12 protein-coding genes and 1 pseudogene are annotated in these 16,141 nt (G+C 74.5%); 9 read left to right on the top strand and 4 right to left on the bottom strand.

What is annotated here, in order from left to right; translation table 11 throughout:
* Window positions 1-50: 50 nt before the first annotated feature.
* Window positions 51-551 carry a TetR/AcrR family transcriptional regulator gene (locus ABD369_RS03110; protein WP_344634750.1) on the top strand — a complete coding sequence of 167 codons (501 nt, stop codon included), beginning with the start codon at window positions 51-53 and terminating at the stop codon, window positions 549-551.
* A 45-nt stretch (window positions 552-596) separates the two neighbouring features.
* On the opposite strand, the pseudogene ABD369_RS03105 reads toward ABD369_RS03110, so the two are convergent.
* The 3 genes and pseudogenes from ABD369_RS03105 to ABD369_RS03095 all read right to left on the bottom strand — a co-directional run.
* Window positions 597-932: pseudogene (locus ABD369_RS03105) on the bottom strand (MFS transporter); the annotation flags it as partial.
* 186 nt (window positions 933-1,118) lie between these two features.
* Complete coding sequence (locus ABD369_RS03100; RefSeq protein ID WP_344634616.1) at window positions 1,119-1,334, bottom strand: hypothetical protein; 216 nt, start codon at window positions 1,332-1,334, stop codon at window positions 1,119-1,121.
* On the bottom strand, window positions 1,331-2,710 hold the full coding sequence (locus tag ABD369_RS03095; RefSeq protein ID WP_344634615.1) for an MBL fold metallo-hydrolase: 1,380 nt from the start codon (window positions 2,708-2,710) through the stop codon (window positions 1,331-1,333). Before ABD369_RS03095 ends, ABD369_RS03100 begins: the two co-directional genes overlap by 4 nt.
* Before the next feature lie 492 nt (window positions 2,711-3,202).
* On the opposite strand from ABD369_RS03095, the gene ABD369_RS03090 reads away from it, so the two are divergent.
* The 5 genes from ABD369_RS03090 to ABD369_RS03070 all read left to right on the top strand — a co-directional run bounded on the left by ABD369_RS03090 (window position 3,203) and on the right by ABD369_RS03070 (window position 5,788).
* Window positions 3,203-3,883 (top strand): ArsR/SmtB family transcription factor, encoded by a 681-nt coding sequence (locus ABD369_RS03090; protein WP_344634614.1) that lies wholly within the window; start codon window positions 3,203-3,205, stop codon window positions 3,881-3,883.
* Window positions 3,880-4,143, top strand: a complete 264-nt coding sequence (locus ABD369_RS03085) for a hypothetical protein (RefSeq protein ID WP_344634613.1) — start codon at window positions 3,880-3,882, stop codon at window positions 4,141-4,143. The genes ABD369_RS03090 and ABD369_RS03085 overlap by 4 nt, the downstream gene beginning before the upstream one ends.
* Window positions 4,140-4,439: a sulfurtransferase TusA family protein gene (locus tag ABD369_RS03080; RefSeq protein WP_344634612.1), complete on the top strand. Its 300-nt coding sequence runs from the start codon at window positions 4,140-4,142 to the stop codon at window positions 4,437-4,439. The genes ABD369_RS03085 and ABD369_RS03080 overlap by 4 nt, the downstream gene beginning before the upstream one ends.
* Before the next feature lie 108 nt (window positions 4,440-4,547).
* Window positions 4,548-5,000, top strand: coding sequence for a universal stress protein (locus tag ABD369_RS03075; RefSeq protein ID WP_344634611.1), 453 nt, complete (start codon window positions 4,548-4,550; stop codon window positions 4,998-5,000).
* Window positions 5,001-5,107: 107 nt separating this feature from the next.
* Window positions 5,108-5,788 carry a helix-turn-helix domain-containing protein gene (locus tag ABD369_RS03070; protein WP_344634610.1) on the top strand — a complete coding sequence of 227 codons (681 nt, stop codon included), beginning with the start codon at window positions 5,108-5,110 and terminating at the stop codon, window positions 5,786-5,788.
* A 63-nt stretch (window positions 5,789-5,851) separates the two neighbouring features.
* Here ABD369_RS03070 and ABD369_RS03065 read toward each other — a convergent pair whose 3' ends face one another.
* Entirely contained in the window at window positions 5,852-8,638 is a 2,787-nt protein-coding gene (locus tag ABD369_RS03065; RefSeq protein ID WP_344634609.1) for a SpoIIE family protein phosphatase, read from the bottom strand.
* 346 nt (window positions 8,639-8,984) lie between these two features.
* Here ABD369_RS03065 and ABD369_RS03060 point away from each other — a divergent pair, with 346 nt between their 5' ends.
* The 3 genes from ABD369_RS03060 to ABD369_RS03050 are packed head-to-tail and all read left to right on the top strand — an operon-like array spanning window position 8,985 to window position 16,140.
* A complete protein-coding gene (locus ABD369_RS03060; protein WP_344634749.1) occupies window positions 8,985-9,839 on the top strand; it encodes a DUF4132 domain-containing protein in 855 nt (284 codons plus the stop codon).
* Entirely contained in the window at window positions 9,836-14,905 is a 5,070-nt protein-coding gene (locus ABD369_RS03055) for a hypothetical protein (protein WP_344634608.1), read from the top strand. The genes ABD369_RS03060 and ABD369_RS03055 overlap by 4 nt, the downstream gene beginning before the upstream one ends.
* The gene (locus tag ABD369_RS03050) at window positions 14,902-16,140 is read left to right on the top strand and encodes an ATP-binding protein (RefSeq protein ID WP_344634607.1); all 1,239 of its coding nucleotides are present in this window, start codon (window positions 14,902-14,904) and stop codon (window positions 16,138-16,140) included. The genes ABD369_RS03055 and ABD369_RS03050 overlap by 4 nt, the downstream gene beginning before the upstream one ends.
* Window position 16,141: the final 1 nt, after the last annotated feature.

Raw genomic sequence — 16,141 nt, 5'->3', positions numbered from 1 at the left:
GCCGGCGCCGCGACGCCGCCCGCAGCCGGGAACTACTCGTCCAGGCGGCGATGGAGCTCTTCGCCGACCGCGGTTTCGAGCGCACCACCACCCGGGAGATCGGTGAACGGGCGGGCGTCGACCCGGCGTTGATCGCCCGCTACTTCGGCAGCAAGATGCAGCTCTACCTGGCCGCCGTACGGGTCGAGCAGGGGGACGCGGTGCCGGCCGACCTGCTGGACGAGGACCGGCTGCGCGGCCTGCTGGAGCGGTTCGACCGGCGCGGTCCCGGACCCTCCTTCCAGGCCGCTGTGCTGCCGAGTGACAACACCGAGGTGCAGCAGGCCGCCCGTGGTCACCTCGACGAGCGGCTGGTGCAGCCGCTGTGCGACCGGTTCGCCGCCGAGCAGGTGGACCGACCCCGGCTGCGGGCCGAGCTCGCGGCGGCGGCCTTCGCCGGAGTGGTCCTGGCCCGCTCCAGCGGGGCGTTCGGTGAACTGGCCGAGGCGGAGCCGGGGGAACTGCTGCCGCTGCTGCACGACCTGCTGGCCGCGAGCCGCCCGGCCCGGTGAGCCGGGGCGGGCCTCGGCGGTGACCACGCCGTGGGCATGGTCGGAGACCGAGGCGATCAGCGCGGGGTAGACCATCGCGGTGCCGATGCCGAGGAGGGCGGCGGCGGCGATGCCGGCGAGCAGTGGCCGGTCGAGCAGGACGAGGGCGAGGACGAAGCCGGCGGACTGGACCAGCATGCCGGTGACGGTGACGGTGACGGTGACGGTGAGCGGCTTGCGGTCGATGCGGTCTGTGAGGTGGCCGGTGGGGATCTGACCGAAGCTCCACAGCAGCGGGTACAGGCCCTTGACCAGGCCGACGGCGGCGAGTCCGAGGCCGTGCTGGGTGAACAACAGGGGGAAAACGCCCCAGGTGAGACCGTCGTTGAGGTTGTTGACCAGCCCGGCCTGGCTGGCGCCGCGCAGGGAGCGGTTGCGCCACGTGGTGCGGACGAAGGTCGGCCGCAGGCCGGGACCCTGCTCCCCGGTTGCGGGCCTGGGGTGCTGGGCGATTTCGAGGGCGACGTGCGCGGCGGTGTCGCGGACGACGAGGGAGGGAGCGCGGGAGCGACGACTGTCGGCGCCGGGTCAGAGCGCCCGGAGGCGAGTGAAGGCGGCCAGGTCGCTGGCCAGGTGGAAGGTGTCGGCGCCGATGAGCGGGACGGTGGTGCGCTCGAGCCCGACCAGGCCGCCCACGCAGGTGTTGACGATGACCGGGAGGGTGAACTGCAGCCGGTTCTCCCGCAGGCCGAGCCGGACCGGCCGGGACGGCTTCGCCGGCGCGGCGTAGGACGTCGTACTCATGAGTGCGCGGCCTCCGTGCCGTCGACCAGGGGCCGGCCGTGGGCACGCGCGTAGTCGGCGGGCCCGCCCGAAAGGACGGCCAGGTCCGTACGGCCGGCGCGTTCGAGGATGCTGGCGGCGGTCATGGCGCGCTCGCCGCGGCCGCAGGCGACCAGTGCTCCGTGCGGGGCCTCGGCGGCGAGGCCGGCCAGGTCGCCGAGTTCGATGTGGGCGGCCCCGGGCACGTGACCGGCGGTGAACTCCGCGTACTGGCGGACATCGAGGTAGGGGCGGCTGCCGGTCTGGTCGGCGGTGACCAACGTGGTTGCGGTGACGGGGCCTTGGGCGTCGCGCCAGGCCCGCATGCCGCCGTCCAGGTGTCCGGCCAGGCGCTCGTAGCCGATCTTGTACGCCTGCCAGACGAGCTCGTTCAAGTCCTGGCCGGCGCCGGTGACGAAGGCCAGCGGGGCGGTGTCGGGCAGGAGCCAGCCGAGCCAGGTCGCGAACTGGTCGCGCAGCGGGATGGACAGGGCTTTGGGGATGTGCCCGGCGGCGAACTCGACGGCCGGGCGCACGTCGACGACGTGCCCGCCGTCCGCGAGGAGTTGCTTGATGCGGGCGGCGTCCAGCAGCGGGAGCAGCGGGGGGCCGCTGAGTACACGAGGTCCGGTGCGGTTGCGTTCGGCGAGCCGTGTGAAGTACACGGGGTAGGTGCCGAGGCCGGCCAGCAGCTCGGCCACGAAGGCGTCCTCGGTGGGGGCTGCCAGAAGGGGGTTGGACTGCTTCTGTGCGCCGATGGTGGTGGTGCGCGCGGCGCCGGGCGGGGCCGCGCAGAAGGAGCCCGCCCCGTGGGTGGGCCACACCGGGAGGTGGTCGGGCAGGGTGGCGAGTCGCCGCAGGGAGCGGTACTGGGCACGGGCCAGTTCCTCGGTGCGCTCGGGGCCGAGGAGGTCGGTGCGGGCGGCGGAGTCCACGATCAGCGAGCCGCCGGTGAACACGCCGAGCTCGACCGCGCCGTCGAGGAGGAGGAAGGACAGGTGCTCGTCGGTGTGGCCGGGGGTGGCCAGCGCCCGCAGGGTCAGCCCGCCCAGGTCGACCTCGTCGCCCTCCGCCAGTGCGACGTGGGGGAAGGTGCGGTGGCCGGCCGCGGAGGCCAGGACGGTGGCCGCGGCGTCGTGGCCGAGCTGGACCGCGCCGGAGAGGAAGTCGGCGTGCAGGTGCGTGTCCGCGGCGAAGGCGACGGTCAGGCCGCGCCGCTCGGCCGCGGCCCGCAGGGTGCGCAGGTCCCGGCTCGCGTCCACGGCCAGGGCGCTGCCGTTGCCCAGGTCGACGAGGTAGGCACTGTTGCCCAGCCCCTGGTCGACCAGCGGTATCAGGTGTTCGTCGGTGAAGCCCATCTCAGTCCTCCATGAGACCCCGGTGCGGTCTGCATCCGGGTTCGGCGCCCGTTCTATCTGCGATATTCCATGGATTTGTGGAGAATGCCTAGAGGGCAGGGGTTGGGAGCCTCTCTGTGAGGTATTCCCCCTGGTTGGGGCAGTGTTGCGGGTTTTCGCGCGGTTGCCGTGCGCTGCCGTCGGGAAGCTCTGTTCCGGCTTGATGGGGTGAGGGCCCCATCCGCGCCCTGTCGACGCGCGGTGCGCACGCCGGCGCGAGTCGGGGTTGCAGGGTTGTCGTCCGCGCCTCCCCGGTGTTCGCCTGGGTGTCGACGGCGGCCGGCGGCCGCTGCGTCAGCTGCGGGCTCATCCCAGGCTCTGGGGGTGGAGGTTCGCCGACCTGGAGGGTGCGGAGCAGGTCCTGGTTCCCCTCGGCTGGCCATCGAGGCTGCCGCCTTCCTCGCCCGCTGCCGCGCCTGCGCTACGATATTCCATGGATTCATGGATTAAAGCGTGGAGGACGCCATGCCCCAGAACGGCGCGAAGGCGCAGCTGTACGAGGCGTTCGCGGCCAGCGGGAAGGCCCTGGCCAGCGGGAAGCGCCTGGAACTGCTCGACCTGCTCGCCCAGGGCGAGCGCACCGTGGACGCGCTCGCGAAGGCGGCCGGGCTGAATCTGACCACCGCCTCGGCGCACCTGCAGGCGCTCAAGCAGGCCGGGTTCGTCGCCACCCGCCGCGAGGGCGTGCGCATCCACTACCGGCTCTCCGGCCACGACGTCGGCCAGCTGCTGGTGCTGCTGCGCAAGGTCGCCGAACGCCACCAGGCCGCCGTGCCCGCCGCTCTGGACGCCTACCTCGGTCAGGACGGCGCGACAGAGGTCGGCAACGAGGAACTGCGCGCCCGCGCGGCGGCCGGAGACGTCGTCGTGCTCGACGTGCGCCCGGTCGAGGAGTACCTGGCCGGCCACATCCCCGGTGCCCTCTCCGTCCCCCTCGACGAACTCGCCGACCGCGTCGACGACTTGCCCAGGGACACCGAGATCGTCGTCTACTGCCGCGGCGAGTACTGCGTGCTGGCCTACGACGCCGTCCGGCTGCTGGCCGCACGGGGGCGCCGCGCGATCCGCCTCAACGACGGCATGCTGGAGTGGCGCCTTGCCGAACTCCCCGTCGCCACCGGGGCCCTGGCATGATCCAGCCCTCGCCCGGCCGCCCGGGCCTGGCCGGCGGACCGGCCGCACCCGGCATCGCGGCCTCCACCGGATCCGCCGGCCACAGCGGCACCCACACGCCCTCGCCCGTGCTGACCGCCATGGGCATGGCCACCGGCCGGGCGCTGGGAGCCCTGCGCCTGTCGCTCGGCCGCTGGGCCACGCCAGGCGACGTCGCCACCGCGGCGGACGTTCTGACCGCGGCCGCCTCGGCCGGCGACACGAGCGCGAGCAGCCGATGAACACCTGGCCCCGGCCCCGGCCGGACATCACCGTCGACGGCACCGGCCTGCTGTGCGTCGCCCTCCTGCTCCGGCTGCGCGCCGCCATCGACGGCGCCCCGGCAGGAACGATCGTGCACGTCATCGCGACCGACCCGGCCGCACCGCTCGACCTGCCGGCCTGGTGCCACATGACCGGCCACACATACCTCGGCCCGCTCGACGACGAGCAGCGGCTGTTCGCGCTGCGGATCACCGGATCCCCGGTGGCGACCCGGCCCGACGCTCCCTGGCACCCGGCCCCGCCCGCGCGCTGAGGTCCGCCTCGGCAGCCGCGCCGGGTTGGACCCAGGCGCACGGCTCGCGGATCGGGCTCCGGGGGCGCAGCGTGGAGAGTGTCCGCGAGTGCGGTGAGGTGGTGCCCTGTGAACGGGAACGAATCGGCTCCCCGTGACGCGGCTCCCCGTGTCGTGGTCGGCGTCGACGGTTCGCCGTCGTCGGGTGCCGCGCTGCGGTGGGCCGTCCAGCAGGCCGGGCTGATCGGTGGGGCGGTGGACGCGGTGAGTGCCTGGGAGCCGCCGGTGGCGTACGGCTGGAACGCGCCGGTGGTCGACACCAGTCTCGACGAGGAGAACGCTCGCCGGCTGTTCACCGACGAGCTGCGCGAAGTGCTCGGGGAGGAGTGCCCGGTTCAGGTGCATCCGCGTCTGGTGCTCGGCAACCCGGCCGCCGTACTGCTCGACGCGGCGGTCGGTGCCGAGCTCCTGGTGGTGGGCAGCCGGGGGCGCGGCGGCTTCGCCCGTGCGCTGCTGGGTTCGGTGAGCCAGCAGTGCGCGCTGCATGCGACCTGCCCGGTGGTGATCGTCCGCGCGGAGTGAGGCCGACCGGGACGGACCGGCCACGGCGGGTTCCGACCCGGCCACCGCGGGTCTGACCGTGCCGAGTGGACCCGGCCGCGTCGCCCCGCAGAGGGAGAGAGGCCACGGTGAACGAGAAGACCGAGTCCGAAGTCGCCGACGTCCGGTCTGCCGATCGGGTTGCCGTCGCACAGCGCATCACCGATCGGATGCGTCAACTCGGATTGACAGAGGACGACTTGGCGAACCATGCCGCGATGGCCCCCGGCTATCTGCGGCACCTGATCAGGATGGGGCCCGACTTCGACCCCGGAGGCTTCCTCCGGATCGCCGCGGCGCTGCGGCTGACGTACCGGGAGCTGGTCGAAGGGCGGACCGACGCCCCGCCGGGGCAGACCGGTCCGGCGCCGCGCCCGGTCCTGATCCACCTCGCCGAACCCGAGTGCTGGGAGAAGCTCGGTACCCACGGCGTCGGCCGGATCGCCCTGCCGGTCCGGCCGGGCCCGGCGATCTACCCCGTCAATTACACCATCGACTCCGGGACCGTGGTCTACCCCGCGGACCGGCCGGGCGGCTCCGCCCCCGAGGCGGGCACGGCGATGTCCTTCGAGGCGGACCACATCGACGACCGCCTGAGCCAGGGCTGGAGCGTGCTGATCACCGGCACGGCCGAGTACATCGAGGACGCCGACACCGTGGCGCGCATCTCCCGGCTGCCCGGGGCCGAGTCGTGGGCCGGCGGGAGCCACCCGCTGTGGGTCCGGATCCGGCCGGAGCGGACCACGGGCCGGCGCATCGGCACCACGTGAAGCGGGCCACCCCCGAGAGGCGTCGGGAATCAGGGGCGGACGGCCCCGGGTACGGACGGCGCCCTACGGCTGCGGGAGTGTCTGCGAGGCCCAGATCACCTTGCCGGTGGCGGTGTAGCGAGTGCCCCAGTGCTCGGCGAACTGCGCGACCAGGAACAGCCCGCGCCCGCCTTCGTCGGTGCTGGCCGCGTAGCGCAGATGGGGCGAGGTGCTGCTGGCGTCCGAGACCTCGCAGGTCAGCTGGCGGTCGCGGAGCAGGCGCACCCGGATCGGGCCGCCGGCGTGCCGGATGGCGTTGGTGGTCAGCTCGCTGAGGATGAGCTCGGTGTTGAAGGCCAGGTCGGCCAGGTCCCACTCGTCCAGCTGCCGGGTGACGGCGGCCCGGGTGTGGGAGACCGCGGCAGGGTCGGTCGGCACGTCCCAGCTGGCGACCCGGTCGTCCGCCAGCACCCGGGTGCGGGCGACCAGCAGGGCGATGTCATCGCTCGGCTCGGCGGGCAGCAGGGCGTCCAGTACCGCGTCGCAGATCTCCTCCGGCGACCTGCCGGGCTCGGCGAGGGCCCGGCGCAGCAGCTCCAGTCCGGTCTCGATGTCGTGGTTCCGGCGCTCGACGAGCCCGTCGGTGTACAGCACCAGCCGGCTGCCCTCGGGCAGTCGCAGGTGCGCGGTCTCGAACGGCAGTCCGGCCAGGCCGAGCGGCGGTCCGGCCGGCAGTTCGGGGAACTCCGCGGTGCCGTCGGGGCGGACCAGCGCGGGCGGGAGGTGGCCGGCCCGGGCCAGCGCGCACTCCCCGGAGACCGCGTCGTAGACCGCGTACAGGCAGGTGGCCCCGGTGACCGCGGTGCGGTCGCCGGCGGCCGTCTCCTCCTGGTCGATCCGGTGGACCAGTTCGTCCAGGTGCCCGAGGAGCTCGTCGGGCGGCAGGTCGAGGGCGGAGAAGTTGTGGACCGCGGTCCGCAGCCGTCCCATGGTGGCGGCGGCGTGCACGCCGTGGCCCACCACATCGCCCACGACCAGCGCGACCCGGGCGCCCGGCAGCGGGATGACGTCGAACCAGTCGCCGCCCATTCTGGAGTGCGCCGGGAGGTAGCGGTGGGCGATGTCCAGGGCGTCCTGGGCGGGCAGGTCGCGCGGCAGCAGGCTGCGCTGCAGGGTGACGGCCATGCTGTGCTCGCGGGTGTAGCGGCGGGCGTTGTCGACGCACAGCGCTGCCCGGGTGGCCAGCTCCTCGGCCACCGACAGGTCGTCCTCCTCGAACGGCTCGGGCTTGGCGGAGCGCCAGAAGTTGGCCATGCCCATGATGATTCCGCGCGCCTGGAGCGGCACGGTGATCAGCGAGTGGAAGCCGTAGGCCATCATCCGTGCGGTCAGGTCGGGGTCCTGCGCCTGCCAGTCGGGCGCCAGGCGCAGGTCGGGCTCGAGCACGGCGTGCCCAGTCCGGAAGCCCCGGGCCTGCGGTGTGGCCGGGGACCAGGTGATCAGGTCGCCCACCCGGTACAGCGGCGCGTTCGGACGGAGGCCGTGGACGGCGGTGCGCCGCATGTCCAGGTTCGTACCGGTCGGTTCGTCACCGCGCAGCACCGGATCCGCCAGGTCGACGGTGGCGAAGTCGGCGAAGCGGGGAACGGCGAACTCCGTCAGTTCCTCCGCGGTCCGCACCACGTCGAGGGTGGTGCCGATCGCCGCGCCCGCGTCGTACAGCAGCTTCAGCCGCTGCCGCGCCACGTCCGCCCTCCCGGCGAGCTCCTGCAGTTCCGTGGTGTCCCGCAGGGTGGCCACGAAGTCGGGCGGCCCGTCGCCGAGCTTCGTGAGCCGCAGGTTGACGGCCAGCAGCCGGTTCCCGGCCGGGTACACCTGGTCGGTGGCGGTCTCCCCGGACATCAGCAGTCCGGCCATGCTGGCGTCGAGCCCGAGGTCGGTGACGGCTCGGCCCTCGGCGTCCGCGGGAAGGTCGAGCAGCCGCCGCGCCTCGTCGTTGGCGAGGGTGAGCCGGCGCTCGCCGTCGACGATCAGCACACCCTCGCGGACGGCGTGCAGCACGGCGTCGTGGTGCTCGTACATCCGGGTGATCCCGGCGGGACCGAGGCCGCGGGTCTGCCGCCGCAGCCGCCTGCTCACCAGCGCCGCGCCGCCGGTGGCCAGCGCCAGCGCGGCCGCGGCCGAGCCGAGCATCAGCGGCAGCTGACGGTCGGCCACTCCGCTCACCTTGCTGATCGTGATGCCGGCGGAGACCAGCCCCGCGACCGAGCCGCCCGGCCTGGCCACCGGGACCACCGAGCGTACGGACGGGCCCAGGGTGCCGACATAGGTCTCGGTGACGGTGCCGCCGGCCACTGCCGGCGCGATGGTGCCGATGTAGTGCTTCCCGATCTCGCTCGGGTTCGGATGGGTGAGGCGGATCCCCTCCGGTGTCATGACGACGATGAAGTCCATCCCGGACGCCTGCCGGGCGGCCTCGGCCCGCGGCTGCAGGATCGCGGTCGGATCGGGCGCCGCCAGTGCGGCCAGCATCCCCGGCGAGTGGGCGAAGGTCTGGGCCACGGCCAGTGACCGGTTGCGGGCCTCCTGGGTGCTGTCCCGCTGGGCCTGCGCCAGCAACTCAACCACTGCGGCGACGATCAGCAGCAGCACGATCACCACTTGCAGCACGAAGACCTGGCCGGCGATGCTGTGCACGCCGATCAGCGTGGCCGGGGGCCGTGCGGGCGGACCGGCACCGCCGTACTCACCCTGCGGCTGCCGAGCGTCCACGGAAGCGTTCCCCGGACGTCGACGCGCGCGCCGACGGTTCGGCCGCAGGCCGGCGGAAGAAGGGGCCGACTGGGCCCAGCGGCCCAGAAACCGGACCATATGCTCATTTAAGCACTGCCATCTTTCGGGTACCGCCCGCGCGCCGACGGGCCGGCGGCGTGCGCCTGGGGCGCACGGGTCGGCGGCGGGCACGCCGCGCCCTCGCGGCCTCCAGCCTGGCCTGCCCGGGCCGCGGCCGCGCGGACAACACACCGCCGCGCGGGCGGTGACGCCCCGGCCGGCCATCGGACCGGTGTGCCCGCGGGCCGCCGGGAGATCGCCGAAGTACCCGTGCCGCCCGGTACCCAGGTCCTCCGCAGGCCGCAGCCTGGGGACGGTGATCGATTGTCAGTACGGCTCGCTACGTTTCACCCAGCTCAGGAACGGCAGCTGGGAGGGCACGGTCGTGGCATGGCTGGCAGCGGGTGGCTACGAGGTCACCCTGGAATCCGACGGGAAGGTCGCGTGCCGCAACGCGGCCGGCCGCCAGCTGAAGACGGTGCCGTCGAAACTCAAGGACGACCCGGCCGTCACCGGGCTGCGCCGGCTGGCCGAGTGGCTCGACGCGCACCAGCGGCAGTGCCTGCTGGAGGCGGAGCGGTGGATGGTCCGCTCGCTCCCGGTGCCCGCCGCGGTGCTCACCGCCGTCTGGGCCGACGAGGCCTGGCAGTCGGTGCTCCGCGACCTGGTGGTGACGAGCGCCGACGGCGCCCTCGCGGGCTTCCTGCGCGGCGCGGACCCGCAGCGCGGCATCGGCGTGGTCGACCTGGACGGCGACACGGTCCGCCTCACCGGCCCCGAGATCCGCATACCGCACCCCGTCCTGCTCGATGACCTGGACGAACTGCGCGAGTTCGCGGCCGAGTTGGGCGTATCCCAGCAACTCCAGCAGCTGCACCGGGAGGTCTGGCACCGCCCCGCCGACCTCGACCCGAGGGCGGTCCAGACGGACACCTACGCCGGCGGCCGCTACCGGGAGCTGCGCGAACTGGTCGCCCGCTGTGCCCGGTTCGGGTACCGGGTGCGCGGCGGCTACGCGGTCGCCTCCCTGGTCGAGGACGGCCGGGCGCTGGAGGCCCGCCTCTGGGTGGGCGACTACTACGAGTACGACGAGTGCGAGACGGGCCCGCTCTGCTGGGCGGCCCCGGACGGGCGGCCGGTGCCGCTCGCCGAGGTCGGCCCGGTGGCCTGGTCCGAGGGCATGCGGATGGCCGCCGCGCTGTACGCCGGCCGCACGATCGAAGGGGAGGGATCGGCATGACGACCACAGGGACGACGACCACGCGGCCGACGGACGACCGCTACCGGGAGGGCCTGCTCGACAGCGGCGGCATCCTCCCGGCCGGCACCCCGGCGGACACCGGCCACCCCGAGAGCACCGTGGACGTGCTCACCGCCCGCGCCTACCGGCACCCGGCCCTGGACGGGCGCACGGTGGTCCGGCTGGTGCCCGGCGCACTCGGCCAGGCCGAGGACCTCGCCCTGGAGTTCCTCGACCTGACGCCAGCCGAAGAGCCGGCCGAGGTCGGCCAGGTCCGCCAGGAGGCCCTCGGCTTCCCGGCCTGGGCCCTGGTCCACGACCCCGCCAACGGCCACCACGCGCTGGATGTGGTCAAGGAGATGGAACGCCTGGCCCGCCAGGCCAGGTCCAAGCCCGGCAACGCCAAGGACGGCTTCGAGCGGCTGGCCGTCCGCCTCGGGCGCGCGGTGCCGCACTTCCTTCCGACGTACTGCGAGCAGGTCGGCCGGATCTTCCTGGAGCAGGGCAACCAGACGTACGCGGCCACCTTCTTCGGCAAGGCCCGCGAGGCCGAGCGCACCTTCAGCCTGGAGATCGACGAGGAGCGGCTGCGCGCCGTCTTCCTGGAGTTCGCCCTGGGCGGCGCACTCACCGTCAAGGCCCTGCGCCAGTACGTCAAGGACCTCGCCGGCCGGCTCGACGCGATGACCGCCTGGCAGCGGTTCCGTCAGCTGTGCGCCGAGCGCTCCGGTGCGGGCATGGCCCCCTACGCGGGCATCGCCGAGGACGCCCGGGCGCTGATCAAGGCCGCCGGGCTCGACCAGCGCGAGCAGGAGCAGGCACTGCTCGCCGAGCTGCTGCCCGTCCCCGCCGTCGTCCGCGCCCCCGCCGCCCTCTGGAAGTCCTGGCGGCCGGCACTGATCGAGCTGGCCCGCCGCGACGAGACGGTCCGGGCCCGGCTGCTGGAGATCCTGCCCACCCCGCCCGGCGGCGGGGACCATGCCGCCGTCGACGAGGGCTGGCTGGCGATCCTCCGCGAGAGCGGCGCGGACCGGCTCCTGACCGACCCGGCGGCCGCGGCGGCGGAGCCCGCGGCCCGCTGGCTGCAGCGATGGCTCACCCACCTCAACCGCGGCTGGCACTCCCGCCCCAGCTGCGCGGCGACACTGGAACTCGCCGCGCAGATGGCGGACCGGCTGCGCGCCGAGGCCGTCCCGGTGGAGATCTCGCAGAGCCACCCGACCGCGCTCAACCTGCTCGACCTGCTGCTCGCCGAGCGGGTGCCGGTCGCGGACCCGCCGTCGGCCATGTCCGTCAACCTCGGTGTCTGGCTGGCGCACGGCGGCCCCGGCCGGCGCGACCTGGCAGCCGTGGCGGCCGACCCGCGCTTCTGCCGGATGCTGCAGGACGCCATCGCGCCGGTCTGGGGATCGGCCGACGCCGGCAAGCTCAGCGGGCTCATCACCCGGTACCCGGTGCTGCAGGAGCAGTTCGTGCGCTGGGCCGACGACCGGGCCGACGAACTGCTGACCGCGCGCGGCCTGGCCGGCGCCCACAAGCTGCTGCTCTCGCTCGGCCCGGTGCGCCACGCCATCATCGACGCCAGCCCGGCCGCCGCCGCCAGGATCGCCCGACTGGACGTGGCCGCCCTGCTCGGCCGCACCCTGCGGGCCGGCATCCTCGACGAACTGGGCTGGCCCGCCCTGGAGGACGGGCTGCACCGGCTCGGCTACGACCTCCCCGGGGCCGCCCCCGGCCGGTCGGCCAAGAACGAGCTGCAGATCGAGGACGCCTGGCCCGCGCTGATCCTCTCCCGCGGGCGCAAGGCCGTGGTGGTCGGCCCGGACGGCGTCCTCCTGGAGCACGAGCTGCGCCTGCCCGCCGACCTGCCCAAGTGGAACCAGCCGCGGCTGCGCTACGTCGACGGCGAACTCCTGGTCGCCTGGTACGAGGACGGCGAGCAGCGCGGCTACTGGTCCGGGCGGCCCGCCGAGGTCCTCACCCTGACCGGCGAGCGCCTGGTCGGCGGCTACTACGGCGTCCGCGAACTCGCTCCCACCTCACTGCCGCTGCCCGGCGGCGGCCGGGCCACCGGCGCCCGGGCCCTGCACGCCGGCGACACCACCCTGCCGCACGAGCGGACGATCATGGGCGACGGTACCGGGTACTGGACGCTCCACCGCACCGGCGACCGCCTCGCCCTGGCCGAGTACGACCCGGCGACCGGCAGCCACGGCCGCAGCTGCGTCCCGCCCGCGTTCGCCTCCGCCGGAGACCAGGCGGGCCCGCTCCGACCGGAGCTCTCCCGGCTGCTCCCGCTCCAGCCCGGACTCGAACACAGCCCACTGGGCACCGACGGCACCACGCTCGGCGGCTCGGTGCGCGGCGACGGCAGCACGATGACCTTCCACGGCACCGACGGCCGGACGGTCACCCTGCCGGTCACCCGTTCCCGCTACGACCGGTACCCGGCCGGCCGCCTCGTCCTGCCCGGCGGCGCCTGTCCGGCGCTGATCGCGGAGAACCGCGACCTCGCCCTCGGCCCGGCCGACGGCACCGGTGCACAGAGCGAGGTGTACACCGAGCTGACCAGCGGCGGCCCCGGCCAGCTGCATGCCGCAGGCACGTCCCTGGTGCCGCCGCTTGACCACTGGCACGCGCTGCGTCCCCGCGACGTGGAGAGCTCCCGGCTGCTGCGCGCCGTGACGGACCGGCAGGCAGCCGAACTGGTCGACGCCGCCTGGCCCGTGGACGACGAGGACGCCACCCCGCCGCACCACCCCGAACTGCTGCTGATCCAGGGCAAGCCCCGGCAGGTCGCGGGCGCCAGGGCGAGGGAGGCCACCCCGGCTGAGGCCGTCGCCCGGGTGCTGCCGGGCCTGACCCATCCGCTGCTGGTCCTCGGCGTGGCCGGCCTCGCCCGGCTGGCCACCGACACCGCCACCCGCGCGGCCCGCTACACGCCGCTGCCACAGCCCGCGGCGTCCACCCGGGCCGACGCGGCCGACAGCGCGATGCCCGCCGCCTACCAGCCGGAGCACGGGCACGACGAGCTGCTCCGGGAGGCACTCCAGGGCGTCTTCGGCTCCGTCGACGGCTTCGGCAACAGCTGGAGCGGGAACCAGTCCCGGCACTGGCACGTGCTCGCCAACCTCAGGGCCGTCACCGGACTGCTGGCCGCCGGCCGGGAGGCCGGCCCGGCCGAATGGACGGCCGAGCCCGAGCGCCTGAAGCTGCACGGCGACAGCCGGCACCACGGCTGGCTCCAGCTACTCGGCCGTACCGCTCCGCTGGTGCTGGCCGCCGCCTCACCCACCACCGGCGAGCCGGCCAGGTCCGCGCTCGCCCTGCTGCTGACCGAGCTGACCCGCGGCTGGCTCGCCGACCGGGGCCCGGCGCTCCGCCAGGTGACGCTCACCGAGAAGCAGGAAGGCACCCGCGACAGCTCCGCCCGGGTGGGCCAGGTGCTGCGGTGCGGCGAGCGCACCGTGGTCGTGGTGGCCTGCCAGCGCCACTACGGCGAGGGCCGGCAGGTGGACTGGCTCGCGCTGGACCACGACCCGTCCGGCGAGTTCACCCGGGTCGCCCACTTCGGCGCGTGCGAGGAGCAGCGCGTCAGCGACGACCTGCCGGCCGACTGGGTCACCGGCTTCACCGCCCGGCTCGAGCAGCACGGCCCGCTCGCCTGGCGGCCCGAGCAGGTTGAGGAGTTCGGTGCGGCCACCGGGATCGGCCGGGCCCGAGCAGCCCTGCTGCTGGCCAACCCGCCCGGCCTGTACGGCTGGTCCGGCGACTTCCTCGGCGCCGAGCAGCTCGGCCTGCTCGGGCTGAAGACCGCGCAGGCCAAGGCCGCCCGGCAGTGGCTGCGCGCGGTCGACCGGGCGGACCGGGACGCCGCCTCGGCGGCCCTGCTGCCCGCCGAGCCGGCCGAGCTGTGGCGCACCGGCCTGGCGACGGCCGCCGCCGCGAAGGCCTGGACGCGGCGGCGCGGCCGGCTGGTGACCCTCCCCGACGAGGCCCAGGCCACCGTCAACGGGACGACCATCGGCGCGATCGAGGACATGCTCAACGCGGCGACCACCCCATGGCTGGCCCGCACCACCACCATGCGGCTGCGCCAGGTGTACGACGGCCAGGAGCTGCTGCCCGACGACCCGCACGCCATGCCCGACGGACAGAGCATGACCGAGGCGGTCAGCGCCCTGCGCTGGCTGGCCTACCACCTTCCGTACGGGGACGGGCTGCGCCCGCTGTTGCCGGCCGCGCTGGCGGCGATCCGCAAGCGGCTCGCCGACCCGCAGCTGCTGCTCAACCTCGAACTGCACTTCACCGCGGGCAAGCCGCTCGCGGCCGTGTTGCGCGCCCACTCAGGGCTGCCCGAGCAGGGCGGTGCGGGCAGCGACGGCCTGGTGGCCTGCGGCGAGGCGATCGTCCTGGCCCCGAGTCGCTACGGCGAGACCGCCTTCCTGCGTCCGGCCGCGCTCACCGGCGCGAGTGACCCGCTGGTGGACCTGCTCTCGGGCCTGGTCGGCGGCTACTACGTCAGGCAGGAGCTTCCCGCCCTGCGCGCCCTGCTCGACGACGAGCTGGCGCAGTTGGTGGCCGCCGACTTCCCGCCCGGTGAGCCGGCCGGCTGGGCGCAGGACCCGCAGCGCAGCGCGCCGGCACTGGTCACCGAGGTGGCCGAGGCCCGCGGGCTCGGCGCGGACGCCGCCGCCCTCTACCTCCAGTTGCTCGCCCTCCCCGACCCGACCGACCGCAACACCGCCCGTTGGACGGGCTGGAAGCCCGCGAGACTGAAGCAGGCCCGCGCCGAACTCGCCGCCACCGACCTGGTCCTGGAGGCCAAGCGGGCCCGGGCCGGTCGCAGCCTCTTCCTGCCCGGCGGCTGGCAGGAGGCCAAGGCCCCCGGGCTGCCGGTGGAGACCTGGAAGTCCGGCCTGTACGACCTGCCGGCGAACCACGCGATCCTGCCGCACCTGACGGCACCGGCACTGTTCGTCCGCGCCTGGCAGCGGATCACCGAGGGCGACCTGCCCGGCTACGAAGAGCTCAAGACCGACAACCGCAGGAGAGGCCGCCGATGAGCACCCCCGCCACCCCGTCCGACCACAAGACCACCCCGTCCGACCGCAGTACCGCCAGGACCGCCCCGTCCGACCGCAGGACGGCCAAGGCCGCTCCGGCGGACGGGGCGGCCACCCGGGACCGCCAGATCGTCCCGCCCGAGCAGAAGTACGCCGCCGAACTGGAGTTCCTCGCCGCCTACGACTCGGGCCCGCGCCCGCCCGGCTGGCGGCTCACCCCGCGCGCCGTGGTGACCTTCGTCCTCGGCAGTGACGGCGGGAAGCTCAGGTGCGGCCGGAAGAGCATGGCCATCGAACCGAAGTTCGTCGGCGAGCGGGCGCTCGTCGAGCGCTGCGTCGTCACCCTGGCCGGTGAGCGCGGCCTGCTGCTGGTGGGCGAGCCGGGCACCGCCAAGTCCATGCTCTCCGAGCTGCTCGCCGCCGCCGTCTGCGGCACCAGCGCGCTCACCGTCCAGGGCACCGCAGGCACGACCGAGGACCAGCTGAAGTACGGCTGGAACTACGCCCTGCTGCTCGCCAAGGGCCCGAGCCGCGAGGCCCTGGTGCCCTCGCCCGTGCTCACCGCGATGACCACCGGCGCGGTCGCCCGGATCGAAGAGGTGACGCGCTGCCTGCCCGAGGTGCAGGACGCGCTGGTCTCGCTGCTCTCCGAGCGGCGGATCGCCGTCCCCGAGCTGGCCGCCGGCGAGGACGGCCAGCTGCACGCCGCACCCGGCTTCACCCTGATCGCCACCGCGAACCTGCGCGACAAGGGCGTCTCCGAGATGTCCGCCGCCCTCAAGCGGCGCTTCAACTTCGAGACGGTCGGCCCGATCGCCGACCTCGCCGCCGAGGTCGAGCTGGTCCGCCGCCAGTCCACCGCCGCCGTCGCCCGGGCCGGCGCGCCCTACGCGGTGGACGACACCGTGCTGGAGGCACTGGTGACGGCCTTCCGGGACTTGCGCACCGGCCGGTCCGTCGAGGGCTGGGACGTCGAGCGGCCGTCCACCGTGATGAGCACCGCCGAGGCCGTTTCGGTGGCCACCGCGCTCGGCGTCACCGCCGCCTACCTCGACGGCGACGGCGACCTGCTCGGGCGGCTGCCCGGACAGCTGATCGGCGTGGTCCGCAAGGACGATCCGGCCGACACCGCCCGGCTGCTCGGCTACTGGGACGGTGCGGTCCGCCGCCGGGCCGAGCAGGGGGCCGCGACCTGGCGCACCCTGTGGGACCTGCGCTCGGCGCTGGAGGGCTGAG

It is taken from the genome of Kitasatospora cystarginea (assembly GCF_039533515.1).
In the GTDB taxonomy this organism is placed as follows: Bacteria; Actinomycetota; Actinomycetes; order Streptomycetales; family Streptomycetaceae; genus Kitasatospora; species Kitasatospora cystarginea.
Note: the sequence above shows the minus strand (reverse complement) of the source record. Positions and strands in the feature narration are given on the sequence as shown.